Consider the following 26,099-nt stretch of genomic DNA (forward strand, 5'->3'; position numbering starts at 1 on the left):
TCAGGCGGCCCGGACGGTTCGATTCTCCAACAGCCAGCGATAGATCAACCCGCCTGAAATGCCGCCCGCCAGCGGTACCAGCCAGAACACCCAGAGCTGCTGGAGCGCCCAGGTACCCTGGAAGATCGCTACGCCGGTGCTGCGCGCCGGGTTCACGGAAGTATTGGTGATCGGGATGCTGATCAAGTGAATCAGCGTCAAGGCCAGACCGATGGCCAGCGGCGCAAAACCTGCCGGCGCGCGTTGGTCCGTGACGCCATGAATGACGATCAGAAAGAAAGCTGTCAGCACCAGCTCGGCGAGCATTGCAGCCGCGAGCGAATAGCCGCCGGGTGAATGGGCGCCATAGCCGTTGGCAGCGAAGCCGGCGCTGGCGTCGAAGCCGGCCTTGCCGCTGGCGATCACATACAGTACCGCGCCGGCCGCGATCGCGCCGACCACCTGAACCACTACATAGGGAACGACGTCCCTGCCCGGAAAGCGCCCACCCGCGAACAGGCCGAGCGTGACCGCAGGATTGAAGTGGCCGCCGGAAATGTGACCGACGGCGTACGCCATGGTCAGCACTGTCAGCCCGAACGCCAATGCCACGCCGGCAAAGCCGATCCCCAACTGCGGATATGCCGCGGCGAAGATAGCACTGCCGCACCCGCCAAAAACCAGCCAGAACGTGCCGAAAAATTCGGCTCCCAACCGCTTGGACATCTCATGTTCCCCCAAAAAAATCGCGCGGCCGACATCCGCATCGTCGTTCGGCGGAACGACGATGCGCAATCAGACGATGCCGGGCCGGCGCGGCGCCGTGATGGCGAGATTCTTGGGGCAAGCGTGACGCGGGGCAAGTTAAAGATTGTTAAGGCGGTTCACAGCACGCCAAATTGCCAGCCGAAAAACACCGCCAGGGCGACGCCGATGGTCAGCAACTGATGGCGAGTGGCGGCGCACACGACGATGGCTGCCAGGGCGGCTACCAGTTGCGGATTGCGCCACGTCAGCTCCAACCCATGGCCATGCGGCGCCAGCACCATTGGCACGATAATCGCTGTCAGCACGGTGACTGGCACGAAGGCCAACGCTTCGCGCAGCAGCGGAGGGAAGCTCACGCGATCGCCGAGCACAAAGATAACGGCCTTGATGAAGATCGTGACGACAGCCATGCCTGCGATCATGACGGTGTAATTCATGGCGTCTCCTTCGAAGCTGTGCGGCGCTCGCCCTGCTGCGCGTCGGATTGTCGCCGTCGCTCGTGATGTAGGCTGACGATGCCAACCGCGATGCCCACCAATACGGCGGCCAGCAAGCCGAGTTTGTAAGGCATGTTGCGACTGGCATAGGCCACTGCGCCGGCAGCCAGTGCGGCGGCCAGCCACGGCAGGCGCTTGCACTGCGGCACGACGATGGCAATAAAGGTGGCGACCATCGCGAAATCCAGGCCGAGGGTTTGCAGGCGAGGGAAGGCCGCGCCGAACAACAGTCCGAGCAACGTCCAACCCTGCCAATTCAGGTACATGGCCAACCCCGATCCGAGGAAATACCAATGACCGAGTGGTGCATGCGGGTGTCGCTGGTAATACACGCTGGTGATCGCGAACGTCTCGTCCGTCAGCAAAAACCCCAGCGGCCAGCGCCAGCGTGCCGGCAGGTGACTTACATGGGGCTGCAGCGTGGCTGCATACAGCACGTGGCGCAAATTGACGATGAACGTCGTCAGCCAGATCACCAGCAAGCCGGTTTGGCCGGCCACCAGGCCCACGGCGACGAACTGGCTCGAGCCTGCGAAGACCAGCAGCGACATCAATTGGCCGTGCCAGAGCGCCAGCGGACTGGCCGACACCAGGGCACCGAAAATCAGCCCGAAAGGTGCCGCGCCGACGAGCATCGGCAACGTGTCGCGAGCGCCAGCCAGAAAATGGGAAGTTCGTGTCGAATGCCTTGCCATGATGGGAAGAGTCCTCCTAAGTTCAGGAGGCTACCTCACTCGCGCGGCGGGTGGCTTGTAGATTTTTGCGCGCGAAGCGCAGGCGTTGTCATCTCGCCTTTTGCCAATGCCCGGGGGGTACGCCGTAGCTTCGCTTGAAGCTGTGCGTGAAGTGGCTCTGGTCAGCGAAGCCGGTGGCAGCCGCCGCTTCGGCCACCGACAGACCCTGGCGCAGCAGTGCGCGGGCACGTTGCAGCCGCAACTGGTTGCGCCACGCGTGCGGCGGTATGCCGACGGTGCGGGCAAAGAGCCTTGTTGCATGGTAGGGCGAGAGGCCGACTTGCGCGGCCAACTCGCTCAGACCGAGCGGCTCGTCCAGCTGTTCGGCCAGACGCGCCTGCATGCGCGCCACGCGCGCCTGGTCCGCGTGCAGCGACGCCGGCCGCGGCGCGCTGAGCGCGTGGCGCATGACGAGCAGGCTCAGGCCGTCGATCAGCAGCGTTTCGGTGGCCAGTGGATCGGCGCCGGCTTCCATGGCGCGGTGCGCGCGCAGCAGCTTGACGGCAACTTCCGCATCTTCGATGACGCAATCAGGCAGCCAGGGCACATCGGCCGGTTTGCCGCTCAGATCGGCCGCGATTCGTCGCATCAGCGCCGCCGACGGATAGAACGCCCGGTAGGCCCAGCCGATGTCCGCCGCGCGCTCGCCGGTGTGGACTTCGCCCGGGTTGATGGCCATGATGCCGCCGGGCCGCCCGATCAAATATTTGCCGCGATACCGGTAGCCTTGCGCACCCGCCTCGACGATGGGAATCGAGAATTCCTCATGCCAGTGCGGCGCGAACTCATGGCGAAAGTACTGCGCCGACAACAATTCCATGTCCGGCAACAGCGGGCTGCGCCAGAAGCGGGCCGAGTCGTGGAACGGACGCATGACAGTCTCGCTCGATCGCGCTCAAGGCTTGCTGTTCTTGAAGAAGTCCAGGATTTGCTGGCGTTCGCCCGGTGTGACGTTCGGCGCCTGACCGGACATCGATGGTGCCGTCGCCGGCCCGCCCGGGAAGTTCGGGCCGATCGGCGTCGCCGGCGCGGAACCCGGCATCCCGGAGGCCAAGCCATTGCTGTTGCCCAGACTGATGCTGGCCAGGAAGCCGTTACCTGGTGTCTTGTCAGCGAAATACAGCTCGCCGCCGACGTTTGCAACGGTGGGCGGCATCGGCGCCGTATAGCTTGGCACGCCCTGCAGCGCGGTGCGCATGTAGTTGATCCAGATCGGCAGCGCCACGTCGGCACCGAATTCATGACTGCCGAGCGGCTTGGGCTGATCGAAGCCGAGCCATGCCACGGCCACCTGCGTGTGCTGATAGCCGGCGAACCAGCCGTCGCGAGCATCGTTGGTGGTACCCGTCTTGCCGGCCAGATCGGTACGCTTGAGCACGTTGCTGCGTGCGCCGGTGCCATGCTGCGCAACGCTGCGCAACATGCTGTCCATGATGTAGGCGTTGGCCGGGTCGAGCACTCGGGGGGCATTGTCGCCCGCGGTGGTTGGAGCCGCGAGGTCGATCACGTTGCCTTGAGCATCGGTGACTTTGCTGATCAGGTACGGTGTCACGCGATAGCCGCCGTTGGCGAAGACGGCGTACGCATTGACCAGTTGCATCGGCGTGACGTCGCCCGCGCCCAGCGCCATCGGCAGATAAGGCGGGATCTTGTCGACATCGAAGCCGAAGCGCGACGTGACGTAATCCTGCGCGTACTTGGTGCCGATGTAGTGCAGCACGCGAATGGCCACCAGATTCTTGGATTTTTCCAGCCCCACGCGCATCGTCATCGGACCCTCGGGCTGGTCATCGTCTTTCGGATCCCAATATTTCCCGCCAGTCTGATCGGGCGGCAGATTCAACGGCGCATCGTTGACGATGGTCGCCGGGCCAAGGCCTTTTTCCAGCGCGGCGGAGAAAATGAACGGCTTGAACGACGAACCGGGCTGCCGCCATGCCTGGGTGACGCGGTTGAATTTGCTCTGGTTGTAGTCGAAGCCGCCCACCAGCGCGCGAATCGCGCCGTTACCCGGCGAGAGTGCGACCAGCGCCCCCTGCACCTTGGGAACCTGGGTAATGCTCCATTGCCCCTTGGCGTCCTGCATGATCCGGATGATCGAGCCCGGGCCGATGCGCCTGTCGGCCGGCAGGCGTGGGTTGAGTGCCGATGCGGCAAAGCGCAGGCCTTCGCCCTCGATGGTCACGGCCACGCCGCTCAGCGGCATCGCGGTGACCTTGCTGCGCGTCGCATTGAGCACTACCGCGGCGAACATGTTGCCGTTGGCCGGGTGATCGGCCAGCGCGTCGTCTATGGCCTGCTGCTGATCGGCGGGATTGGCCGGCAGGTCGATATGGCCCTCCGGTCCGCGATAGCCGTGCCGGCGCTCATAGGCCAGGACTCCGGTGCGCACCGCGTTGTAGGCGGCATCCTGATCCTTCGAATTGATAGTGGTAATGACGTTGAAGCCGCGCGTGTAGGCCGCCTCCTTGAACTTGTCGTACATCGCCTGGCGAACCATTTCCGTCACATAGCCGGCGTGCACCGAGAATTGCATGCCTGCCTTGACCAGGTGAATCTTTTCATTGATCGCCTGGTCGTACTGCGCCTGGGAAATGTAATGCAGATCCAGCATGCGCTTGAGGATGTACTCCTGGCGGATCTTGGCGCGACGCGGATTGGCGATCGGATTGTAGGCCGACGGGGCTTTGGGCAGACCCGCGAGCATGGCGGCCTGGGCCAGCGTAATGTCCTTCAGATCGACACCAAAATAGGTGCGCGCGGCGCTGGCGAAGCCGTATGCGCCTTCGCCCAGGTAGATCTGATTCATGTACAGCTCGAGAATCTGGTCCTTGGTCAGGGCAGACTCGATTTTGTACGACAGCAACATTTCATAGAGCTTGCGCGTGAACGTCTTCTCGCGTGACAGGAAAAAATTGCGCGCGACTTGCATGGTGATGGTGCTCGCGCCCTCGGCTTTGGTGCCGTGCAGGACGTCGGCGATCCCCGAGCGCAGAATCCCGATGAAATCGACCCCGCCGTGCTCATAGAAGCGATAGTCCTCGATCGCCAGCACCGCGTTTTTCATGATCGGCGGAATGTCCTGGATGTGGACCACATTGCGGCGCTCCTGCCCGAATTCGCCGATCAGCACGTGATCTTCCGTGTAGACGCGCAACGGCATTTTCGGCCGATAGTCGGTGATGACATTCAGTGACGGCAGATTCGGCTCCATCACCGTGATGATGTAGCCCAGCAGCAATGCGCCGGTTGCGCCGGCTGCGGCGATCAGTCCGATGATCCATAGCCACAGCGGAGTACGGCGCTTGGGTTGACGGGAGTCTTTAGAGGAAGATTGAGCAGCCATAAACAACGATAAACGGGGGGTAAGTGGGGCGCGTGACAGTTGCCAGCCCGCAAGATACCACGTTGCCGGCGGCGCTGGTCGTTAACGCTTACTTCGACGGCTTGCGGCATCGAGGAAATGGGCGTGTATCGCCTTGGTTGTCCGCCCAACGCTCCATGCGCGGTGCGCGTCAAGAGCGGCCGCCTGGCGTTCGCCGTCTGCGGGTATCCAGGCACGCCGCCACGTTATACGTGCCGAGAGGGCGCGAACCGGGTAATATCGTGCTAATTTTTGCGAGGAATCTCTAGGCATGAAACGCATGGTAATCATGGCGGCCGCGACGTTGCTGGCTGGATGCGCAGTTTTGAATACCGGAGGCGGCGTTATGTCCGACGGCAGGCATGCCCTGCTGGACCAGTATTCTGCAGCCGACCCCTACATGGTGGTCAATTGCGTCTATAACGGCTGGAGCCGGCTGGGCGTGAACGTCGAGAGCACTTCCTATGCGGCCTCCGGCGTGCCGACCGTGCGGGTATATCGCGGCGTCGGCGCCGACCACAAGGCCCAATACGATCCGGTGCTGGAGGTTCGGCCCTCGGGTAGCGGCAGCGAACTGCTTTATGTCGAGGCCCACCCTGGCACGCTGCCGCGGGCTTTCGAGCAGACCGTCAAGCAGTGCATGGTGCCCTACGCGGGTTCCACCGACTGATTTGTCTATTGTGGCAACCGACGCCGTCGGTTGAGGATCGTTTCGACAGAATGTCGAGCGGCGCCGGCCCCTGACGGGCCGGCTGAGCGCACGAATCAGCCGTGAAAGTCGCGGCTGGCTTCGATTACCGCCTTCACATAGCCTTTTCGTACCACGAAGTCACCGAATTTCTCACCCGCCTCGCGCTCCTTGGCGTAGCGCTGGATGAGCGGCGTGAGTTCGGCCAGGATCTGCTCCTCGCCCACCGATTCCTTGTACAGCTTGTTCAGGCGGTCGCCGGTGAAGCCCGCGCCCAGGTAGAGGTTGTACTTGCCGGGCGAGCGCCCGACCAGGCCAATTTCGGCCAGATACGGCCGCGCGCAGCCGTTCGGGCAACCGGTCATGCGGATCGTGATCGGATCGTCGGCCAGCCCGGCCTCGCGCAAGACGTCTTCCAGTTTCGTGACGAGGTCCGGCAGGTAGCGCTCGCTCTCGGCCAGCGCCAGACCGCAAGTCGGAAACGCCACGCACGCCATCGAGTTCACGCGCAGGGCACTTTGCTGCGACCCGTCGAGCAGCCGATACTGCTTGACCAGTGCTTCGATCCGGGGCTTTTGCGCGTCGGTCACGCCGCCGATAATGAGGTTCTGGTTCGCCGTGATGCGGAAATCGCCCGAATGCACCTTGGCGATCTCGCGCAAGGCCGTCATCAGCGGGTAGTCGTGCCAGTCCTTGATGCGGCCGTTCTGGATGAACAGCGTCAGATACCAGCGCTCGTCGCTGCCCTTGAGCCAGCCGTACTGATCGCCGTTGGTGGTGAACGCATAAGGCCTGGCGGCTTCCAGCGACCAGCCCAGGTAGCGGTTCAACTCATCGCGATACCACTCGACGCTGCGATCGTCGATCGTGTACTTCAGGCGCGCATGCTTGCGGTTGCTTCGGTCGCCAAAATCGCGCTGCACCTTGAGCACGTTTTCAGCCACCTCCACCACCTTGTCGGCCGCGCAATAGCCGATCACGGTCGCCGCGCGCGGGTAGGTCGCGGCGTCGCCGTGCGTCATGCCCATGCCGCCGCCGATGGCGACGTTGAACCCCTGCAGCTTGCCTGCGGCGTCGATGATTGCGATAAAGCCGAGATCGTTGGCGAACACGTCGACATCGTTGTTGGGCGGAATGGCAATCGCGATCTTGAACTTGCGCGGCAAATAGAGTTTGCCGTAGATCGGCTCATGATCTTCCTGGTCCGCGCCCAGACGCTTCTCGCCCAGCCATATCTCGCGGTAGGCGGTGGTTTGCGGCCGCAGGTGCTGGTCGATTTTGATGCACCAGTCGGTCACTTCCTGATGCGCGGGGGATTGGAACGGATTGCTGCTCGACAGCACGTTGCGATTGACGTCGCCGCAGGCCGCGATGCTGGTCATCGCCACCTCGTCGATGCCGCGCACCAGCGGACGCAGCTGATGCTTGAGCACGTTGTGATATTGCACCGTTTGACGCGTCGTCAGCCGAATCGTGTTGCCGCCGTAGCGCTGCGCCAGCTCGTCGAGCTTGAGCCACTGCGCGGGCGTGCAGACGCCGCCGGCCATGCGCAACCGGATCATGAACTGGTAGGCGGGCTCCAGCTTCTGTTTTTGGCGCTCCAGGCGCAGGTCGCGATCGTCCTGCATATAGGAGCCGTGGAACTTCAGCAACTGCGTGTCCTTCTCGGCGATCGCGCCGGTCAGCGCATCGGCCAGTCCGGCGGCGATCGTGCCGCGCAGGTAATTGCTGGCCTCCTTGATTTTCTCGACTTCGGAGCGTGCAGGCGTGGGGGTGGTGGTTTGCGTCATTGGAAACTTTAATAAACGTCGCGCTGATAGCGCTTGTCGCGCTGGAGTTGCTTCACATACTCGGCCGCGGCCTCGGCGGACAGGCCGCCCTCGCGCTGTACGATCTCGTGCAGCGTGTCGTTGACGTCACGCGCCATTTGCTCGGCGTCGCCGCACACATAAAGGTAGGCACCTTCCTGCAGCCATTCATACAGCGCTTTGCCTTGCTCGGCCATGCGGTGCTGCACATACACCTTTTCCTCGGTGTCGCGCGAGAACGCCAGGTCGATGCGGCTGAGCACGCCGTCCTTGACGTAGCGCTGCCATTCGCGCTGGTAGAGGAAGTCGTTACGGAAGTTGCGGTCACCGAAAAACAGCCAGTTCCTGCCCGGCGCGTCGTTGATCTGGCGCTGCTCGATAAAGGCGCGGAACGGTGCGATGCCGGTGCCGGGGCCAACCATGATGATCGGTGCGCGCGGATCGGCCGGCAATTTGAAATTGCGGTTGGATTCGATATAGACCGGCAGCGTCTGGCCAGGCTGAGCCAGATCGGCCAGGAAAGTCGACGCCACGCCTTTGCGGGACCGGCCGTGACTCTCGTAGCGCACCGCGCCCACGGTGACGTGTACCGAGTCCGGGTTGGCCTGCAGGCTCGAGGCGATCGAATACAGGCGCGGCTGCATGGTGCGCAGCGTGCCGACGAACTCGGTCGCCTTGAGCTTGCGTGCCGGGAAGCGCTTGACCACGTCGAGCACGTCGCGGCCGTGCAAGAACTCCCGCAATGCACTCTCGTTGCCCGGCTGCAGCAGCGTCTTCAACTCGCCGGCGTCGCTCAGGGCCGCGTATTTCTCCAGGAATGCGCGCGACAGCGTGGTGATGTCGTAGGCATGCAGAAATGCTTCGCGCAAGGCGATCGTGCCGTCGTGGGTCGTGGTCGTCGCGCTCGGGTCAAGTTCGAGCGTTGCAATCAGTTCGTCGACCAGGGCAGCGTCGTTTTGCGGCACGATGCCCAGTGCATCGCCCGGTTCGTAGGTCAGGCCCGAACCCTCGAGCGACAGTTCGATGTGATGCACTTCCTTGGAAGAGCCGCGGCCGCTGAGCGTGACGTTTTCGAGCACGGTGGCCTGGAACGGGTGCTTGCGCGAGTAGGCTGCCTTGCCCGGGACGGATTGCGAAGTGGCGGCTGCGGCCAGCGCCAGACCGAGCTGATGTTCGGCCGACTCGGGGGCGCCAAGGCCGGCGTTGCCGACCGGGGCGACGCTGCGCAGTTGGGACAGCACATCGTCGATCCAGCGCTCGGCCGGCGCGTCGTAATCGACGTCGCAATCCACGCGCGGCAGCAGGCGCTGCGCGCCCAGTGCGTTCAGGCGGGCATCGAAGTCCTTGCCGGCCTGGCAGAATTTTTCATAACTGGAGTCGCCCAGGCCCAATACCGCAAAGCGCGAACCCTCGAGCTTCGGCGCTTTCGGGCCATGCAGAAATTCGTAGAAGTCCCGCGCATCGTCCGGTGCGTCGCCTTCGCCCTGGGTGCTCACTGCCAGCAACAGTAACTTGTCGTTTTTCAGACGCGTCTGCTTGTAGTCGCCCATGGCAAACAGATCCGCCTTGAAGCCGGCCGCCTGAACCTTCTGCTTCGCCAGTTCGGCCACCTCCTGGGCATGACCGGTTTGCGACCCATATAGAATCGTTACACTCGGCGCGCTCGTCGGCGCGGCCGCGGTTGCCGGCTGAACGCCGCTCTGGCGCACCGACCGGCTGATGCCGGCCAAAAAGCCCTTGACCCAGGCCAATTGTTCTACGGTGAGGCCATCCACCAGTTGGTTCAGCAGATTGGCCTGCTGCGGCGATAAAGGCGTAATCTCTTGCATTTTTGGGCGTGCTCCGGGGGCAAGCGCCTGTCAGCGAGGGCTGGCAGGGGATAGCGGACACGATAATCGGGTTGAGTTAGAAATTAAAATAATAAAAATAAATATTTTTATATCTGAATTTCATATCAACTCGTCGGCGATCGGTAATAACCCGAGCCGCCCCATGATTGCAGGATTTCCAGGGTGGCGGGTACGCAAAGCCGAGCCGGCCGCGGCCAGGCGGGAAAGGCGTGTTTGTCAAAAAACGGGACGGCCGCCGCGCTACATAATCAGATGATTCTCTACTCTCGAATCGTGCTATCCTCTCCGCCGTGAATTCCAAGGTCCTTCCAAGCACCACTTGATTCCGCAATCCGCTACTCGGTCAGGCCGTGACGCGGAAGGTTTCTAAACCCGCTATTTCTTGAGAAGCTCGAGAAAAAGGTGAGCGTAAAATGAGTTTGATGGAGCAGTTCAAGGCGAACTCGTACTTGTTCGGCGGCAACGCGCCGTACGTAGAAGAACTGTACGAGTCGTACCTCGATAACCCGGCCACCGTGCCGGATCACTGGCGCGAGTATTTCGACGCGCTGCAAAACGTCCCCGCTGTCGACGGATCCAACGCCAACGATGTTGCGCACGCGCCGATCGTCGAATCGTTCGCGCAACGCGCCAAGGCCAATGCATTTCTGTCGCGGGTCGGTGCGACCGACATGGCCGTGGCCCGCAAGCAGGTACACGTGCAGTCGCTGATCGCCGCCTATCGTTTCCTCGGCGCGCGCTGGGCCAATCTCGATCCGCTCAAGCGCCAGGAACGCCCGCACCTGCCCGAACTCGAACCCGCCTTCTACGATTTGACCGAAGCCGACATGGAAGAGGTGTACTCCGCCTCCAACACGTATTTCGGTTTCGAGCAGGCCAGCCTGCGCGACATTCTCAAGGCATTGCGCGACACCTACTGCGGCACGCTCGGCGCCGAGTACATGTATATCAGCGATCCGACCCAGAAACGCTGGTGGCAGGAGCGGCTGGAATCGATTCGCGCCACGCCGAACTTCTCGGCCGAAAAGAAAAAACACATTCTCGAACGCCTGACCGCTGCCGAAGGGCTCGAGCGTTATCTGCACACCAAGTTCGTCGGCCAGAAGCGCTTCTCGCTCGAAGGCGGCGAGAGCTTCATCGCGGCGATGGACGAACTGGTTCGCCGCGGCGGTGAGCGCGGCGTGCAGGAAATGGTGATCGGCATGGCCCACCGCGGCCGCCTGAACGTGCTGGTCAACACGCTGGGCAAAATGCCTGCGGATCTGTTCGCCGAGTTCGAAGGCAAGCACGTCGATGACCTGCCGGCCGGCGACGTGAAGTACCACAAGGGCTTCTCGAGCGACGTCTCGACTGCCGGCGGCCCGGTTCACCTGTCGCTGGCATTCAATCCGTCGCACCTGGAAATCGTCAATCCGGTGGTCGAGGGATCGGCCAAGGCGCGCATGGAACGCCGCGGCGACCTCGAGGGCTCGCAAGTGCTGCCGGTGCAAGTGCACGGCGACGCCGCCTTCGCTGGCCAGGGCGTGGTGATGGAAACGCTGAACCTGGCGCAAACGCGCGGTTACGGCACGCACGGCACGGTGCATATCATCATCAACAACCAGATCGGCTTTACGACGTCCGATCCGCGCGATTCGCGCTCGACGATCTATTGCTCCGACGTGGTCAAGATGATCGAAGCGCCGGTGCTGCACGTCAACGGCGACGATCCCGAAGCCGTGGTGCTGGCGATGCAGCTGGCGCTGGATTTCCGTCAGGAATTCAAGAAGGACGTCGTGGTCGACGTGGTCTGCTTCCGCAAGCTCGGCCACAACGAGCAGGACACGCCGGCGGTCACGCAACCGCTGATGTACAAGAAAATCGCCCAGCACCCCGGCACGCGTGCGTTGTACGCCGAAAAGCTGGTCACGCAGGGCGTCATCACGGCCGAAGAGGGTGATGCGTACATCAAGCAGTACCGCAAGGCGATGGACGAAGGCCATCATACGATCGACCCGGTGCTCTCCAACTACAAGAGCAAATACGCGGTCGACTGGGTGCCGTTCCTGAATCGCAAGTGGACCGATGCCGCCGATACCGCGGTGCCGCTGGCCGAGCTCAAGCGCCTGGCCGAGCGCATCACCACGGTGCCGGAAAATTTCAAACTGCATCCGCTGGTCGAGAAAGTCGTCAACGATCGCCGTGCGATGGGCCAGGGCGAGCATGCGCTGGACTGGGGCATGGGCGAGCATCTGGCGTATGCGTCGCTGGTGTCGTCCGGTTATGGCGTGCGCCTGACCGGCCAGGACAGCGGCCGCGGCACGTTCACGCACCGTCACGCAGTGCTTCACGACCAGAACCGCGAGCGCTGGAACGACGGCACGTACATTCCGCTGCAAAACATCTCCGAGAACCAGGCGCAGTTCACCGTGATCGATTCGGTGCTGTCCGAAGAGGCCGTGTTGGGCTTTGAATACGGCTACTCGACGGCCGAGCCGAACACGATGGTGGTCTGGGAAGCGCAGTTCGGCGACTTTGCCAACGGCGCACAAGTGGTGATCGACCAGTTCATCTCCAGCGGCGAAGTGAAATGGGGCCGCGTGTCGGGCCTGACCATGCTGTTGCCGCACGGTTACGAAGGGCAAGGGCCGGAACATTCGTCGGCCCGCATCGAGCGCTATCTGCAACTGTGCGCGGAAACCAACATGCAGGTATGCCAGCCGACCACGCCGGCGCAGATTTTCCACCTGCTGCGGCGCCAGATGATTCGCCTGTTCCGCAAGCCGTTGATCATCTTCACGCCGAAATCGCTGCTGCGCCACAAGGAAGCCGTGAGCAATCTGGCGGATCTGGCCACCGGCTCGTTCCAGCCGATCATCGGCGAGACCGACGCCAGCGTCGATGCCAAGAAGGTCAAACGCGTGATTGCCTGCTCGGGTCGCGTGTACTACGACCTGATCGCTCATCGCCGCGAAGTCAAATCGAAGGACGTTGCGATCATCCGCGTCGAACAGCTGTATCCGTTCGCGCACAAGGCGTTCGAGAACGAGTTGAAGAAATACGAGAATCTCACCGAAGTGGTGTGGTGCCAGGACGAGCCGCAAAACCAGGGCCCCTGGTTCTACATCGAGCACCACCTGATGGAAGGCATGAAAGAAGGCATGAAGCTGGCGTATGCCGGCCGGCCGGCCTCGGCGTCCCCGGCGGTGGGATATTACGCGAAACACTACGAACAGCAGAAGGCTTTGCTCGAAGCCGCTTTCGGCCGCCTCAAGGGCGCCACGCTGGTGCAGTGACGACGTAATGAAGCGGTCGGGTCAAACCGGCCGCTTCGCCATCCGCCAATTGAACTCGTAAAGTATTCAGGAACACATAATGTCAATCGTAGAAGTCAAAGTCCCCCAGCTGTCCGAATCGGTCGCTGAAGCCACCCTCATGCAGTGGAAGAAAAAGCCCGGCGAAGCCGTGGCCATCGATGAAATCCTGATCGAAATCGAAACCGACAAAGTGGTGCTGGAAGTGCCCGCACCGTCGGCTGGCGTGCTCGCCGAAATCGTCGAGGCCGACGGCGCGACCGTGACCAGTGACCAAGTGATCGCCAGGATCGACAGCGAAGGCAAGGCGCAGGCCGTGGCCCCGGCCGCCGCCAAGCCGGCTGAAGCCGCGCCTGCCGCGGCCCCGGCCGCGCAGCCGGCGGCCGCCACGGGCGGCGCCGCCAGCGGCGTGGCGATGCCCGCCGCGGCCAAGCTGATGGCGGAAAACAATCTCTCCGCCGCGCAAGTGGCCGGCTCCGGCCGCGACGGCCGCATCACCAAGGGCGATGTGCTTGGTGCGGTGGCCGGCGGCGCCAAGCCGGCTGCTGCTGCCAAGCCGGCCGCCGCCGCGCCCGCCGCGCGCCCGGCGTTGCCGCAGGTCGCTGCCAATCTGAGCGGCGATGCGATGCTCGATGGCCGTCCGGAGCAGCGCGTGCCGATGTCGCGCCTGCGCGCCCGGGTTGCCGAGCGCCTGCTGCAGTCGCAACAGACCAACGCGATCCTGACGACCTTCAACGAAGTCAACATGTTGCCGGTCATGGAGCTGCGCAACAAATACAAGGACAAGTTCGAGAAGGAGCACGGTGTGAAACTGGGCTTCATGTCGTTCTTCGTCAAGGCGGCCGTGCATGCACTGAAGAAATATCCGGCCATCAACGCCTCGGTCGACGGCACCGATATCATTTATCACGGCTATTTCGACATCGGTATCGCAGTCGGATCGCCGCGCGGCCTGGTGGTGCCGATCCTGCGCAACGCCGACCAGCTCAGCCTGGCTGACATCGAGAAGAAAATCGCCGAGTTCGGCAGCAAGGCCAAGGACGGCAAGCTTTCGATCGAAGAACTGACCGGCGGGACGTTCTCCATTTCCAACGGCGGCGTGTTCGGCTCGATGCTCTCGACCCCGATCATCAACCCGCCGCAGTCGGCCATTCTCGGCGTGCACGCGACCAAGGAGCGCGCGGTGGTGGAAAACGGCCAGATCGTGATTCGGCCGATGAACTATCTGGCGATGAGCTACGACCACCGCATCATCGACGGCCGCGAAGCGGTGCTCGGCCTGGTGGCGATGAAGGAAGCGCTGGAAGATCCGGCGCGCCTGCTGCTCGACCTGTAATTCGCGGCAGGCCCGGGTCCGCGCGGCAGTTGCCGTGCGCCCGGGTCCGCTCTGTCTCACGCGTTTCAATTTGCGAGTGTTATTGGACAAATGGCTAAAGAATTTGACGTCGTTGTCGTCGGTGCCGGCCCTGGCGGGTACATCGCCGCGATTCGCGCAGCTCAACTGGGTTTCTCGGTCGGCTGCATCGAAAAATGGAAGAACCCGAAAGGGGAATTGGCCCTGGGCGGCACGTGCCTGAACGTCGGCTGCATTCCCTCCAAGGCGTTGCTGGCGTCGTCCGAAGAATTCGAGAAGATCCAGCATCACGCCGACCAGCACGGCATCAGCGTGCAGGGCGCCAAGATCGACGTGGCGAAGATGCTTGCCCGCAAGGACGGCATCGTCACCAAGATGACCAAGGGGATCGAATTCCTGTTCCGCAAGAACAAGATCACCTGGCTCAAGGGCAACGGCAAATTCGTCGCCAAGACCGACGCCGGCTATCAGCTCGAAGTCACCGGGGACGAGGGCAGCGAGACCATCAGCGGCAAGCACGTGATCATCGCCACGGGTTCGAAGGCGCGCCATCTGCCGAACATCAAGGTCGATAATGACCTCGTGTGCGACAACGAAGGTGCGCTGAACTTCCCGAGCGTGCCGAAGAAGCTCGGCGTGATCGGCGCCGGCGTGATCGGACTCGAACTCGGCTCCGTATGGCGCCGCCTGGGTGCCGAAGTAACGGTTCTCGAAGCGCTGCCGGCGTTCCTCGGCGCGGTCGACGAGACGGTTGCCAAGGAAGCGGCCAAGCTGTTCGGCAAACAAGGCCTGAACATCCAGCTCGGCGTGAAGATCGGCGAGGTTAAGACGAGCAAAAAGGGCGTGAGCCTCGCATACGCCGACAAGGACGGCAAGGAACACACGCTTGAAGTCGACCGCCTGATCGTTTCGATCGGCCGTGTGCCGAATACCGACGATCTCGGCCTGGGGGCGATCGGCCTGGGCGTGAACGAGCGCGGCTTTATCGACGTCGACGAGCACTGCCGCACCAAGTTGCCCAACGTGTACGCGATTGGCGACGTGGTGCGCGGGCCGATGCTCGCACACAAGGCCGAAGACGAGGGCGTGATGGTGGCCGAACTGATTGCCGGCCAGAAACCGCACATCGATTACAACTGCATTCCTTGGGTCATCTACACGTCGCCCGAGATCGCCTGGGTCGGCAAGACCGAGCAGCAGCTCAAGCAGGAAGGCCGCGCCTACAAGACCGGGCAGTTCCCGTTCATGGCCAATGGCCGCGCGCTCGGCATGGGCGCGCCGGAAGGCTTCGTCAAGATGCTGGCGGACGCCAGCACCGACGAGATCCTCGGCGTGCACGTCATCGGCCTGAATGCGTCGGACCTGATCGCCGAGGCGGTCGCCGCGATGGAGTTCAAGGCCTCGTCCGAAGATATCGGGCGCGTCTGCCATCCGCACCCGTCGCTGTCCGAAGTCATGCGCGAAGCGGCGCTGGCGGTCGAAAAGCGCGCGCTGAACATGTGACGGTTCCGAACTGACGCGTCACTCCCGGGAAGGCGAAGCGAGGCAACCCGCTTCGCCTTCCTTGTTTTTACTCCCTCCAACGCTGGCATGAACGTTCAGGAATACTATCGGCACGAATTGGCCGCGCGCGGTTACCGCTCGGATGCCGCACAGCAGCGGGCGGTCGATCGGCTGCAGCGTTGCTACGATGAATGGTCGGCCTACAAGGCGCGCCGCTCCAGTGCGCTGCGAAAACTGATTATCCGCCCCGAATTGCCCAAGGGCGTCTATATGTGGGGTGGTGTGGGGCGCGGCAAGAGCTTTCTGATGGATAGCTTCTACGCCGTGGTGCCGGTGCAGCGCAAAACGCGCCTGCATTTTCACGAGTTCATGCGTGAAGTGCATCACCAGTTGCTGATTCTCAAGGGGCAGGCCGATCCGCTCGACGAGCTGGCGCGCCGCATCGCCAAGCGTTTCCGGTTGATCTGTTTCGACGAATTCCACGTCTCGGACGTGGCCGATGCGATGATCCTGTATCGCCTGCTCGACCAGTTGTTCAAAAACGGCGTGCAGTTCGTGATGACGTCCAACTATCGCCCCGACACGCTTTACCCCGACGGGCTGCATCGCGACCGGTTGTTGCCGGCCATCGACCTGCTGAACGAGCAGCTCGATGTTCTAAATGTGGACGCTGGCGTCGACTACCGGCAACGCACGCTGTCGCAAGTCGAGGTCTATCACACGCCGTTGGGCGCGGCGGCCGACAAGGCGCTGCGAGCGGCCTTCACGCATTTGGCCGAAGTGCCTGACGAGAGCCCGTTGTTGCATATCGAGCAGCGAGAGTTGCGCGCGCTGCGGCGCGCGGGCGGCGTCGTCTGGTTCGATTTCCAGACCCTGTGCGGCGGTCCGCGCTCGCAGAACGACTACCTGGAGCTCGCCAATCGCTTCCATACGGTGATTCTGTCGGGCGTGCCCCAAATGACGCCACGCATGGCGTCCGAGGCGCGGCGCTTTACCTGGCTGGTCGATGTGTTCTACGACCACAAGGTCAAGTTGCTGATGTCGGCGGCCGTGCCGGCTGAGCAGCTTTACCCGGAGGGGACGCTGGCCAACGAGTTCACGCGGACCGTCTCGCGTTTGATGGAAATGCAGTCCACCGAGTATCTCGAAGCGCCCCGGCGAGTCGTCGATACCGCGCTTACCTAGGGGCGGCCCTGCGGCTGGCACCCGCCGGCGGGCTTTTCCGCGGAGCCTGCCTGGTCTGCGCGGCGCGCTCGTGATCTTGCAAATGACGATAGATATCGGCGCGCAGGTCTCCGTGCGGCCGGAACTCGGGTGTCGCGCCGGCGCGTGCCGGTGCAGGGCCGCGCGCCAGAAATGTGGTTCGATCCAGGTAGCGCGCTGACGTATATCCGCTGCTCGCGGCGGCTGCCGAATCGCTGCTGGCCAGTGCGCTGATCGGCGCCGCCCCGAGACTGCACAGCAGTGCCGCAAACGCGATAATCTGCATCGATATGACGTGGCTCATGCAATGGTCCGGGAAGCGGCAAATACGGGTTCATCATTCTTGACTCTTTGTCTCCAGCCTAGGAGAGCGGCGCGCGCGGTACTGTAAAACTTTGTAATTCTGTGTAAATCGATTCCCATCGGGTGATCGAGCCCGGCCGCCTGAGTTAAGATCAGCGTCAACCATCTTCTTTCCTGGTGACGTATTCATGCGCAAGAAAATCTGGACAGGCGCCGTTCTCGCGGTGATCCTGGCAATCGCCGCCGTGGCCGTATCGCCGTATTGGGCGCTCGAGCGCATCAAGCGCGCCGCGGACCAGCACGACGCAGCAACATTGTCCGCTTATGTCGATTTCCCGCAGGTGCAGGAAAGCCTGAAAACCTCCCTGCACGATTCGCTGCGCAAGCAACTGAATCGACAGTCGCAGAATCCGCTCGAGGGGTTTGCCCTGGCGTTGGGCGGCTGGGTTTCCGACCGCATGGTCGAAGCGCTATTGAGCCCGCAGAGCATTGCCGCGCTGTTGCGTGGCGAGTCAGTTTCGCCATTGGAGCCGTCTGGCAACCCGCCGGCGACGGTTCCGCCGCCGTCGGCGGCCGACTCGTCCGGCACATCCACGCAACCTGCCGCGCCGGCTCCGGCATCGTCCGGGCCGGGCACGAGCGACAATCAGCGCGCGAAGCTGAGCGCCGGTTACGAGGACTTCAGCCATTTCGTGATTCGCGTCTATCGCCGCGGCCAGCCCGACAAGCCGGTGCTGTTCACCATGACGCGCCAGGGATTGTTCGACTGGAAGTTGACGGCAATCCAACTGCCGCCCTTGTAATTGGTTTTTGGCAATAACGGCAATTTCGTCCTAAAATGGATTAATAGTCTATTTATGGACGAATTATCGTCATGCCCCGAGCGCAAGCAAACCCACCGACCCGAGCCCAGCCCGATCTCAAGGCCATGTCCGCGGCGGGCTTGCGCGCTTTTTTCAATATCGCCCGCGACTGGGCGCTATCGACCGAGCAGCAGATCGTGCTGCTGGGCTCGCCCGGCCGCTCGACCTTTTTCAAGTGGCGTGCCGCACCCGACAAGGCGCAATTGGGCCACGACACGCTCGAGCGCCTTTCGTACCTGCTGGGCATCTACAAGGCGCTGCAGATCCTTCTGCCCGATCCGGCGGCAGCCGACGCCTGGCTGAAAAAGGCGAACTCGGCGCCCCTGTTCGGCGGGGGCAGCGCGCTCGATCGAATGCTTTGCGGCAATGTCGGCGATTTGTTCGTCGTGCGCCAGTATCTCGACGCTGCGCGCGGCGGATGGGCATGACCTATCCACGCGTATCGATCGAATGGCGGCCCGGCTACCGGGTCGTGCCCACGCGTTATCCGGCGGTGAATCTGTTCGATAGGGTCGCCGATGCCGATGACTTCGAAGCGCTCTACGCGCTCGAAGCCATGACCAACGAGCGTGTGCGCGACGAATTGGGCGAGATCGGCCGGGTGCCTGCGCAGGAGCGCCTGTATGGCCCGGGGTCGGGGCCGATCATGGCCGCTTTCACGCACCTGAACCCGGCCGGCAGCCGCTTTGCCGACGGCAGTTACGGTGTGTTCTACGCCGCCCGCGCGCAACACACGGCAATCGCCGAAACCGTCTACCACAGCACGCTCTTTTTGCAGGCGACGCGGGAGCGCGCGATGCAGTTGCAAACGCGCCTGTATCGTGTCGGCGTTCGCGGCGAGGCAGTCGATTTGCGACAGGCCTGCCGCGAGATGCCGGCGATCGTGGATCCGCACAGCTACGCGACAGGGCAACGTATTGGCCGGCAGCTGCGCGAGCAGGGCGCTCTCGGTGTGCTTTATCCGAGCGTGCGGGATGACGGCGGCGAGTGCATTGCCGCGTTTCGCACGGCGTTGCTGCGCCACTGTGTGCATGCCGCCTATCTTGTCTACCACTGGGACGGCGAGCGCATCGCCGACGTCTACAAGCTGACCCGCTTGCATCAGGGCTGACCGGAGCCGGCCTCACCCGCGGCGATTTGGCGGATCCAATTTGGGCGTGTCCAATCAGGCGCTGTACTATCATAAGAAAGTATGCGAGCCCGCAGGACGTTTCCCTCGCGCCACTGCGGCGCGAGCCGGCAAATCCCGAGACGGGCGACGCCAACCTCTGAGGAGGGCAGACGATGGCGGGCGATCCCGAGCAATCCGATAACACGACGCTGCGCGATGCGCGGCACGTGAAGGTCGCTCCGATCCAACCGCGCCCTGCCGCACAGGCCGACGAAGACACCCCGGCTCCCATCGGATTGCGATGGCTTTGCCTGTTTGCTTTCGTGGTCGGGATCGTGACGGGCCTCGGAGCCATCGTATTTCGCGGCTTGATCGGGCTTATCCACAACCTGCTCTTTCTCGGGCAGTTTTCGTTTTCCTATGACGCCAGCCGTTTCGATCCAGCCTCGCCGTGGGGCGCGTTCGTCATCCTTGTGCCGGTCGTCGGCGCGCTCGGCGTGACATGGATCGTCAGCAACTTCGCCCCCGAGGCGAAAGGCCATGGCGTGCCGGAAGTCATGGATGCCATTTACTATAGCCGCGGCGTGATTCGCCCGGTGGTGGCGGTGGTCAAGTCGATTGCATCGGCGCTGGCCATTGGGTCGGGAGCCGCAGTCGGTCGTGAGGGGCCGATCATACAGATCGGCTCGGCGCTGGGCTCGACCCTCGGGCAAGTGGTGCGCATGACGCCCGGGCAACGCATCACCCTGGTGGTGGCCGGCGCCGGCGCGGGCATTGCGGCGACGTTCAATACGCCAATCGGCGGCGTGCTTTTCGCCACCGAATTGATGATGCCGGAGATCAGCGTCAATACATTTCTGCCGGTGGCGATCGCGACCGGTACGGCCACGTTCATCGGGCGGCTTTACTTTGGCGCGGCGCCGGCATTCTTCGTGCCCGCGCAGCTCGGGGCCATTCCCAACCAGCCGGGCAGTGCACTGACGCTGGTGCTGTATGCGCTGCTGGGGATCATTACCGGCGCGGCGGCGGCGCTGCTGATTCGCTCGCTGCATTGGGCAGAGGACCTGTTCGATTTGGTGCCGGGGCGCTATGTACGCCACGCCGGCGGCATGCTGATCGTCGGCGTGTCGATGTACCTGCTATGGATCCACGCGGGTCATTACTATATCGAAGGCGTTGGATACTCGACCATTCAGGCGACTCTCTATGGCCAGTTGCAGGGCGGCGCGTTCTTGCTGCTGCTCGCGCTGCTCAAGGCGATGGCCATGTCGGTCAGCCTTGGCTCGGGATCGTCCGGCGGCATCTTCTCGCCGTCGCTCTATATTGGCGCGACGCTCGGCGCTTCGTTTGCCGCACTGATCAGCCTGGCATGGCCAGGGGCGCCGGTCAGCGCGCCGGCCTTCGCCATGGTCGGCATGGGCGCGATGGTCGGCGGCGGCACCGGTGCGGCCATGACGGCGGTGGTGATGATCTTCGAGATGACGCGCGACTATGACATCGTGCTGCCGATGATCATCGCCGTGGCGTTCAGCCTGGGAGCCCGGCGCATTCTGTGTGCCGAGAGCATCTATACCCTCAAGCTGGTGCGACGCGGGCACCGGATTCCGAATGCACTGCATGCGAATATGTTTCTCGTGCAGAGTGCCGCGCAGATCATGGATACCGACGTTTTTGTGCTCGATACGAAAACACCGTTTCGCGACATCGTCACACGCGCTGGCGGGTCGGCATTTCGGCATGTGGTGGTGACCGAAGAGCACAAGATCTCCGGCGTATTGCGCATCAACACGGGCCTGCGGCGGGCGGTCAGTCAGGGCGCAGCGGACATTGCGGTCGGTGAACTGGCGCAGCGCAACTTCATCGTGGTCCACGAGCATGACGCGGCGTTTGGCGTCATTACGCAACTCTGGAAGCGCCATGCCGTGATGGCGGTGGTGGTCGGGGAACAGCAGGGGCAGGGCCCGGCGCGCGTGCTTGGCATCATTGCCAAAGAGCATATCGCCGACTCTGTGGCGAGCAGTATCAAAATATTTCCTGGCTAAGCGTTATCGGCCGTTTTCGTTGCGAGTGGCCGACGCAATGAACGATGTGCTTGCCCGAGGGCATGCGTGTCGATGATCAAGGAGCGCCAAATGAGACTGATGCAAGGACTGGACGCCGCCTGCCGGCGCATTGGCAAGTCGCTGCACCTCACGATGCTGAAGGATCTCTTGAATGTCGAGAGATTGGAGCCAGCCACGCCCGAATGGGTCATTGTCTATCGCACCGCCAAAGGCTTCTGCTGCGTTTATCACGGCGAGCCGATCAACTTTCACGAAATGATCGACGTGCAGGTCTGGGCCGAGGAGATGGAAGTACAGCCCTACTATATGGGCCTGTGACGATCGCCCCGGACTAGAGCCCTTCCTCTGCACATTGCGTCGATCTTGTCGTACTCTTGACGATGGCGCCGCATCTCATGCGGCGCCACACAAAATCATTCGATTCAATTGGGAGGAAGACATCATGCGTTTCTCGATTTTAGGCGGCCGAGCGCGCCGCGCAGGCATGCAGTTGGCAGTAGCGGCAGCTTTGATCGGCAGTGCGGCGATTACCTGGGCCCAGGCAACCGATAGCCCGGTGGGCGTGTGGCGCACGATCGACGACAAGACCGGCAAACCCAAGGCGCTGATCAAGATCGCCGAGCAAAACGGCGAATACACGGGCACCATCATCAAGGGGCTCGAGCCCAACGACGATCCCAATCGCGTATGCACCGCCTGCACCGGGGCACGCAAGGGCCAAAAGATGCTCGGCATGGAAATCATGGAGGGCATTCACAAGGATGGCGACGTCTACGACGGCGGCCACATCCTCGATCCGGAAAATGGCATGAACTACAGCTGCAAGCTCAAAGTCGTCGACGGCGGGCAGAAGCTCAAAGTGCGCGGGTACCTCGGTATTTCGCTGCTGGGGCGTACGCAGACGTGGATCCGCGAGCAGTGATCTAAACGGTTTGCATGCCGAAACAAAGCGCCCGCCGAATGGCGGGCGCTTTGTTTTGGGATCGATAGCAGGCCTGCCATCGAACTCGTCTCATCGCTATGACTTGCCTTTGGGTTCCCCTTTCGCTTTGCGCGGGTTGGTCGCCCCGTTCTGATGGGACTCGATGCGAAGCCGGAGCGTTTCGCTCTTCAGCGTCCGGATGCTTTGCACCAGGAAATCGTGAATCGCGGCAAGTTCGTTGTGGTCGTAAGCCGCACTGATGGCCGTGATCTCGCGCGTGATCGACGAGAGGAAGCGCGAAATTTCCTCGCAGCGCTGCGCGACCGGATGAACCACCACGATGCGTCGATCGCTGGGATCCTTCTCGCGCTCGACAAAGCCGGCACGTTCCAGGCGATCGATGACGGTGGTGATGCCCCCGGAGCTCACGCTCATGAGTTCGGCCAATTGCCCCGCAGTGACCGACTCGAGTTCGAGAATCAAGTCGAGTGCATTCAGGTCCGTCATGTTCAGCCCCAACTGGTCGGCCAGCGCGGCATGATACAAGGCGGTATAGACGCTCAGACGGCGGCCCAGCGAGCGGGCAATGCCATTGAGCAGGTCGCCGCGATTCGATTGTCGGTCATTCATAGTGGGGACGGATGAGCAAAACGGCGAAACGGTTGCCTCGGTCGCCTCGAACGGCGCCACGGAGTCCGCGGCGCCGCTTGCGAGGTCGCCATGGCCGCTAAAGAAAGCGCCGATATCGTGGGCATAGCGAGCCATGATCTGTTCCCCCTCATTTAGTGGCGGTTACACCGCCCAGCGAGCTCAGCAAGCTGGTGACCGGGGCCAGCAGGCCGCCGACGCCGCCGGACCCGCCGGTGCTGCCGAGCAGACTCGTGACCGGCGCCAGCGGACTGCTGCCGCTGCTACCGGCGGCTCCGCCCAGCCCGCCGAGCAGGCCGGTCACGGGTGCCAGCGGATTGCCGCTGGCGCCGGCGCCGCCCAACCCGCCGAGCGCGCCGGTGACCGGGGCCAGCGGATTACCCGTGGTGCCGCTGCCGCTGCCGCCGCCGCCCGTCAAGCCGCTACCGAAGTTGCCCAGCAGGCCGCCGAGCGGATTCACGCTACCCGAGCCGGTGCTGCCGTTGAGCAAACCGCCAGCGCTGGCCACGGTGTTGCCCAGTGCTCCGACGGTCAGGCCTAGGTCGCCGACGAACGGCGCCGGTGCGGAGGCGGTCACTTGCTGACCGACCGTAGCGACTGCGCCGCCCACGGTGCCAAGCAGGCCCGCCAGAGGGCTGCCAAGACCGGTAGTGCCGCCCACCGTCTGCGTCGTATTGGCCAGCGTGTTCGTAATCGGCGTGACCGCCGAGCTCAGCGCCGTGGTCAATTGCTTGACCGGCCCGCCGGACACCGACTGACCGAGAATGCTGCCGCCTGCCACGCCCGCCTGGCCGACTTCGCTGACGACGTTGCCGAGCGCGCCGGTCAACCCCGCGACTGGGGTATTGGCCAACGGCCCGCTCTGGCCGACGCCTGATACGGCACTACCAAGATTGATGCCGGCATTGCCCAGATCCGTCACCACGTTGCCGGTGCTGGCCACGGTAGTTCCCACCGGGTCGGACGATGCGCCGAGCTGACCCAGCCCGTTCGTGATCCCAGTACCGAGATCGGACACGGCGGTGCCGGTGGAGGCAAGCGAGTTGCCGAGACCTTGGGTGGTTTGCGTGCTGACCACCGGCAGGTTGGTGCTCGCCGCTTGTTTGCCCAGCGCGGTGACGGCGTTGCCGGCGCTGCTGACTACGCCGCCCAGCGAACCCGAGGTGGTGCCGATCGCGTTGGGCGTGGTGCTGCCGGTGGTGTCGGCCGCGCCGCCGCCGCCGCCGCCGCAACCGCTCAGGGCAAAAGTGGCGCAGGCTGCGGCTGCGAGCAATGTTTTCGATGTCGTGATCATGTTGGTCTCCCGAAGTCTTTGAATATGAAGATGTGTTAATGAATTTGAAGTTGGGTTAGAGCTTGCCAAGCAAGCCAGTAATTGGCGCCAATGGATTGCTGCTGCCAGTGCTGCCGGTGGCGCTGCTGAGGGGGGCGGTCACCGTATTGAGCAATCCGGTGACCGGCGCCAGCGGGCTGGTGCTGCCCGTGCCGCCAGCTGCGCCGCCAAGCGCTCCGGTGACGGTGTTCAGCAGTCCGGTGACCGGCGCCAGCGGGCTGGTGCTGCCCGTGCCGCCTGCCGCGCCGCCGAGCGCGCCGGTCAGGCTGTTCACCAGTCCGGTGACCGGCGCCAGCGGGCTGCTGCCCGTGCCGCCAGCTGCGCCGCTGAGCGCGCCGGTCAGGCTGTTCACCAGGCCGGTAACCGGGGCCAGCGGGCTGCTGCCCGTGCCGCCAGCTGCGCCCCCAAGCGCGCCAGTCAAACTGCCGACCAGCCCGGTGACGGGCGCCAGCGGGCCGCTGCCGCTACCCCCGGTGGCACCGCCCAGCGAGCCCCCGAGGCCGCCGAGCAAACCACCCAGCGGATTGCCCGCGCTCGAGCTGCCCGTTCCGTTGACGACGCCTCCCAAGCTGGCCACGGTATTGCCCACGCCGCTGACGATGCCACCGACGTCCTTGGCGATCGGGTTGTTGACGCTGCTGCCCAACTGGATGCCGGCCGTATTGACCGCGCCGCCAAGTGTCGCGAGCAGACCGTTGACCGGCGAGCCGAGGCCGGTGGTGCTGCCGATGGTTTGGGTCGCGCTCGTAACGGTTGACGTGATCGGCGTGATGACCTGGCTCAGACTTGAGGTCAGCTGCTCAACCGGCCCGGTGCTCAGGGCCTGCGTCAGCGTATTGCCGCCGGTGACACCCATTTGTCCCACGCTCGATACAGCGCCGCCCAGCAAGCCGGTCAGGCCTGCTATCGGCGTATTGGCCAGCGGTCCGCTTTGTCCGAGGCCGCTCACGGCGCTCCCGAGACTCTCGCCTGCGGTGCCAAGGTTGGACACCACGCCGCCGACACTGGCCACCGTCGGATTCAATGGATCGCTCACCGCGCCGAGTTGGCCCAGCCCATTGGTCAATCCGCTGCCCAGGGAAGAAACCGCGTTCCCCGTATCGACCACAGCGTTGCTCAGCCCCTGCGTCGTTTGCGTGCTCACGCCAGGAACCGGTACCGTGCCAAGGGCGGTGCCGAGATCCGAGACCGTTTGACCGGCCTGCGATACGACGCCGGTGCCGGCGGTGCTGGCCACCGTGCCGATCGGATTGACGCTGGCGGTGGTGCCACCGCTTGGTGTGGTGGTGCCGGTGGTGCTACTGCCCGGGTTGCCCCCCGTGGTGGGACTGCCGCCGGTCGTGCTGCCGCCGCCGAGCGAGCTGCTCATCGTGCCGGAGCCATCCGAGGCGCAGCCGGCCAAAGCCAGCAGTGCGCCGGCGCAAGCGGCGATGGCGAGTTTCCTGTTGATATTGAAATGGTTCATGATCGTTCCCCCAGTGATCAGTTCAAGCGTGTGCCGATCGCGTGGCGCGCAAACGCCGTCCGGCCGGTGTGGTAAATGAAATGATGTTGCTCGAGCAGTGTGGAAAATTGCCGTGAAAAACGCACTGCCATGCCGCTGGGCAGTTCGCACGGTGAAAACGGAGCGGCGGTGGCGCGTGCGCCACCGCCTTTGCATCCGCCCCTCCCCGGGCTCCCGCAACTACGTTCGGTATCGCCTTGGGCTGCGTCGCATGCTGCCGCGGGAATCATCGCGGAGCGATATAACTGCCCATATTGTTTTGTCGTGCGAAATAACATGTCTCCCCCATCGTGTTCCGGTCCTGATACGGG

21 protein-coding genes are annotated in these 26,099 nt (G+C 63.3%); 11 read left to right on the plus strand and 10 right to left on the minus strand.

The features are described from left to right. The 5 genes from aqpZ to PATSB16_RS05430 all read right to left on the minus strand — a co-directional run bounded on the left by aqpZ (position 1) and on the right by PATSB16_RS05430 (position 5,324). On the minus strand, positions 1–705 hold the full coding sequence (gene aqpZ, locus PATSB16_RS05410; protein WP_047216283.1) for an aquaporin Z: 705 nt from the start codon (positions 703–705) through the stop codon (positions 1–3). 158 nt (positions 706–863) lie between these two features. After that, a complete protein-coding gene (locus tag PATSB16_RS05415) occupies positions 864–1,184 on the minus strand; it encodes an AzlD domain-containing protein (RefSeq protein WP_047213019.1) in 321 nt (106 codons plus the stop codon). Beyond that, complete coding sequence (locus PATSB16_RS05420) at positions 1,181–1,939, minus strand: AzlC family ABC transporter permease (protein ID WP_047213020.1); 759 nt, start codon at positions 1,937–1,939, stop codon at positions 1,181–1,183. The genes PATSB16_RS05415 and PATSB16_RS05420 overlap by 4 nt, the downstream gene beginning before the upstream one ends. 88 nt (positions 1,940–2,027) lie before the next feature. Further along, positions 2,028–2,852 (minus strand): AraC family transcriptional regulator, encoded by an 825-nt coding sequence (locus PATSB16_RS05425; RefSeq protein ID WP_047213021.1) that lies wholly within the window; start codon positions 2,850–2,852, stop codon positions 2,028–2,030. 21 nt (positions 2,853–2,873) lie between these two features. Further along, on the minus strand, positions 2,874–5,324 hold the full coding sequence (locus PATSB16_RS05430; protein ID WP_083566861.1) for a penicillin-binding protein 1A: 2,451 nt from the start codon (positions 5,322–5,324) through the stop codon (positions 2,874–2,876). A 289-nt stretch (positions 5,325–5,613) separates the two neighbouring features. Between PATSB16_RS05430 and PATSB16_RS05435 the strand changes: the two genes are divergently transcribed. Further along, positions 5,614–6,012 carry a hypothetical protein gene (locus PATSB16_RS05435; RefSeq protein ID WP_047213024.1) on the plus strand — a complete coding sequence of 133 codons (399 nt, stop codon included), beginning with the start codon at positions 5,614–5,616 and terminating at the stop codon, positions 6,010–6,012. A 95-nt stretch (positions 6,013–6,107) separates the two neighbouring features. On the opposite strand, the gene PATSB16_RS05440 is transcribed toward PATSB16_RS05435, so the two are convergent. Together PATSB16_RS05440 and PATSB16_RS05445 are read right to left on the minus strand one after the other, a co-directional pair. Continuing rightward, on the minus strand, positions 6,108–7,820 hold the full coding sequence (locus PATSB16_RS05440; protein ID WP_047213025.1) for an NADPH-dependent assimilatory sulfite reductase hemoprotein subunit: 1,713 nt from the start codon (positions 7,818–7,820) through the stop codon (positions 6,108–6,110). 8 nt (positions 7,821–7,828) lie between these two features. After that, entirely contained in the window at positions 7,829–9,667 is a 1,839-nt protein-coding gene (locus PATSB16_RS05445) for an assimilatory sulfite reductase (NADPH) flavoprotein subunit (protein WP_047213027.1), read from the minus strand. A gap of 434 nt (positions 9,668–10,101) precedes the next feature. Between PATSB16_RS05445 and PATSB16_RS05450 the strand changes: the two genes are divergently transcribed. The 10 genes from PATSB16_RS05450 (at position 10,102) to PATSB16_RS05500 (ending at position 22,303) form a co-directional block, all read left to right on the plus strand. Then, entirely contained in the window at positions 10,102–12,963 is a 2,862-nt protein-coding gene (locus tag PATSB16_RS05450) for a 2-oxoglutarate dehydrogenase E1 component (protein WP_156884607.1), read from the plus strand. A gap of 79 nt (positions 12,964–13,042) precedes the next feature. Beyond that, a complete protein-coding gene (gene odhB / locus PATSB16_RS05455; RefSeq protein ID WP_047213029.1) occupies positions 13,043–14,317 on the plus strand; it encodes a 2-oxoglutarate dehydrogenase complex dihydrolipoyllysine-residue succinyltransferase in 1,275 nt (424 codons plus the stop codon). Positions 14,318–14,407: 90 nt separating this feature from the next. Continuing rightward, complete coding sequence (lpdA, locus tag PATSB16_RS05460) at positions 14,408–15,838, plus strand: dihydrolipoyl dehydrogenase (RefSeq protein WP_047213030.1); 1,431 nt, start codon at positions 14,408–14,410, stop codon at positions 15,836–15,838. A gap of 87 nt (positions 15,839–15,925) precedes the next feature. Then, a complete protein-coding gene (gene zapE, locus PATSB16_RS05465; RefSeq protein ID WP_047213032.1) occupies positions 15,926–17,023 on the plus strand; it encodes a cell division protein ZapE in 1,098 nt (365 codons plus the stop codon). Positions 17,024–17,532: 509 nt separating this feature from the next. Then, on the plus strand, positions 17,533–18,147 hold the full coding sequence (locus PATSB16_RS05475) for a DUF2939 domain-containing protein (RefSeq protein WP_047213035.1): 615 nt from the start codon (positions 17,533–17,535) through the stop codon (positions 18,145–18,147). Positions 18,148–18,218: 71 nt separating this feature from the next. After that, positions 18,219–18,635: an MbcA/ParS/Xre antitoxin family protein gene (locus PATSB16_RS05480; protein ID WP_047213036.1), complete on the plus strand. Its 417-nt coding sequence runs from the start codon at positions 18,219–18,221 to the stop codon at positions 18,633–18,635. Beyond that, positions 18,626–19,318: an RES family NAD+ phosphorylase gene (locus PATSB16_RS05485; protein ID WP_047213038.1), complete on the plus strand. Its 693-nt coding sequence runs from the start codon at positions 18,626–18,628 to the stop codon at positions 19,316–19,318. The genes PATSB16_RS05480 and PATSB16_RS05485 overlap by 10 nt, the downstream gene beginning before the upstream one ends. A gap of 173 nt (positions 19,319–19,491) precedes the next feature. Continuing rightward, a complete protein-coding gene (locus PATSB16_RS05490; protein WP_083566676.1) occupies positions 19,492–21,360 on the plus strand; it encodes a chloride channel protein in 1,869 nt (622 codons plus the stop codon). A gap of 90 nt (positions 21,361–21,450) precedes the next feature. Then, on the plus strand, positions 21,451–21,699 hold the full coding sequence (locus PATSB16_RS05495; protein ID WP_047216286.1) for a hypothetical protein: 249 nt from the start codon (positions 21,451–21,453) through the stop codon (positions 21,697–21,699). Between the two features lie 124 nt (positions 21,700–21,823). Beyond that, positions 21,824–22,303, plus strand: coding sequence for a DUF2147 domain-containing protein (locus PATSB16_RS05500; protein ID WP_047213040.1), 480 nt, complete (start codon positions 21,824–21,826; stop codon positions 22,301–22,303). 96 nt (positions 22,304–22,399) lie between these two features. Here PATSB16_RS05500 and PATSB16_RS05505 read toward each other — a convergent pair whose 3' ends face one another. From PATSB16_RS05505 to PATSB16_RS05515, 3 genes are read right to left on the minus strand one after another with little or no spacing between them, the layout of a single operon-like run. After that, positions 22,400–23,068, minus strand: a complete 669-nt coding sequence (locus PATSB16_RS05505) for a MarR family winged helix-turn-helix transcriptional regulator (protein WP_052892576.1) — start codon at positions 23,066–23,068, stop codon at positions 22,400–22,402. 13 nt (positions 23,069–23,081) lie between these two features. Then, positions 23,082–24,245 carry a collagen-like triple helix repeat-containing protein gene (locus PATSB16_RS05510; RefSeq protein WP_047213041.1) on the minus strand — a complete coding sequence of 388 codons (1,164 nt, stop codon included), beginning with the start codon at positions 24,243–24,245 and terminating at the stop codon, positions 23,082–23,084. A gap of 55 nt (positions 24,246–24,300) precedes the next feature. After that, entirely contained in the window at positions 24,301–25,749 is a 1,449-nt protein-coding gene (locus PATSB16_RS05515) for a collagen-like triple helix repeat-containing protein (protein WP_047213043.1), read from the minus strand. Between the last annotated feature and the right edge of the window lie 350 nt (positions 25,750–26,099).

Origin of the sequence: Pandoraea thiooxydans, from assembly GCF_001931675.1 — a bacterium.
GTDB lineage: Bacteria > Pseudomonadota > Gammaproteobacteria > Burkholderiales > Burkholderiaceae > Pandoraea > Pandoraea thiooxydans.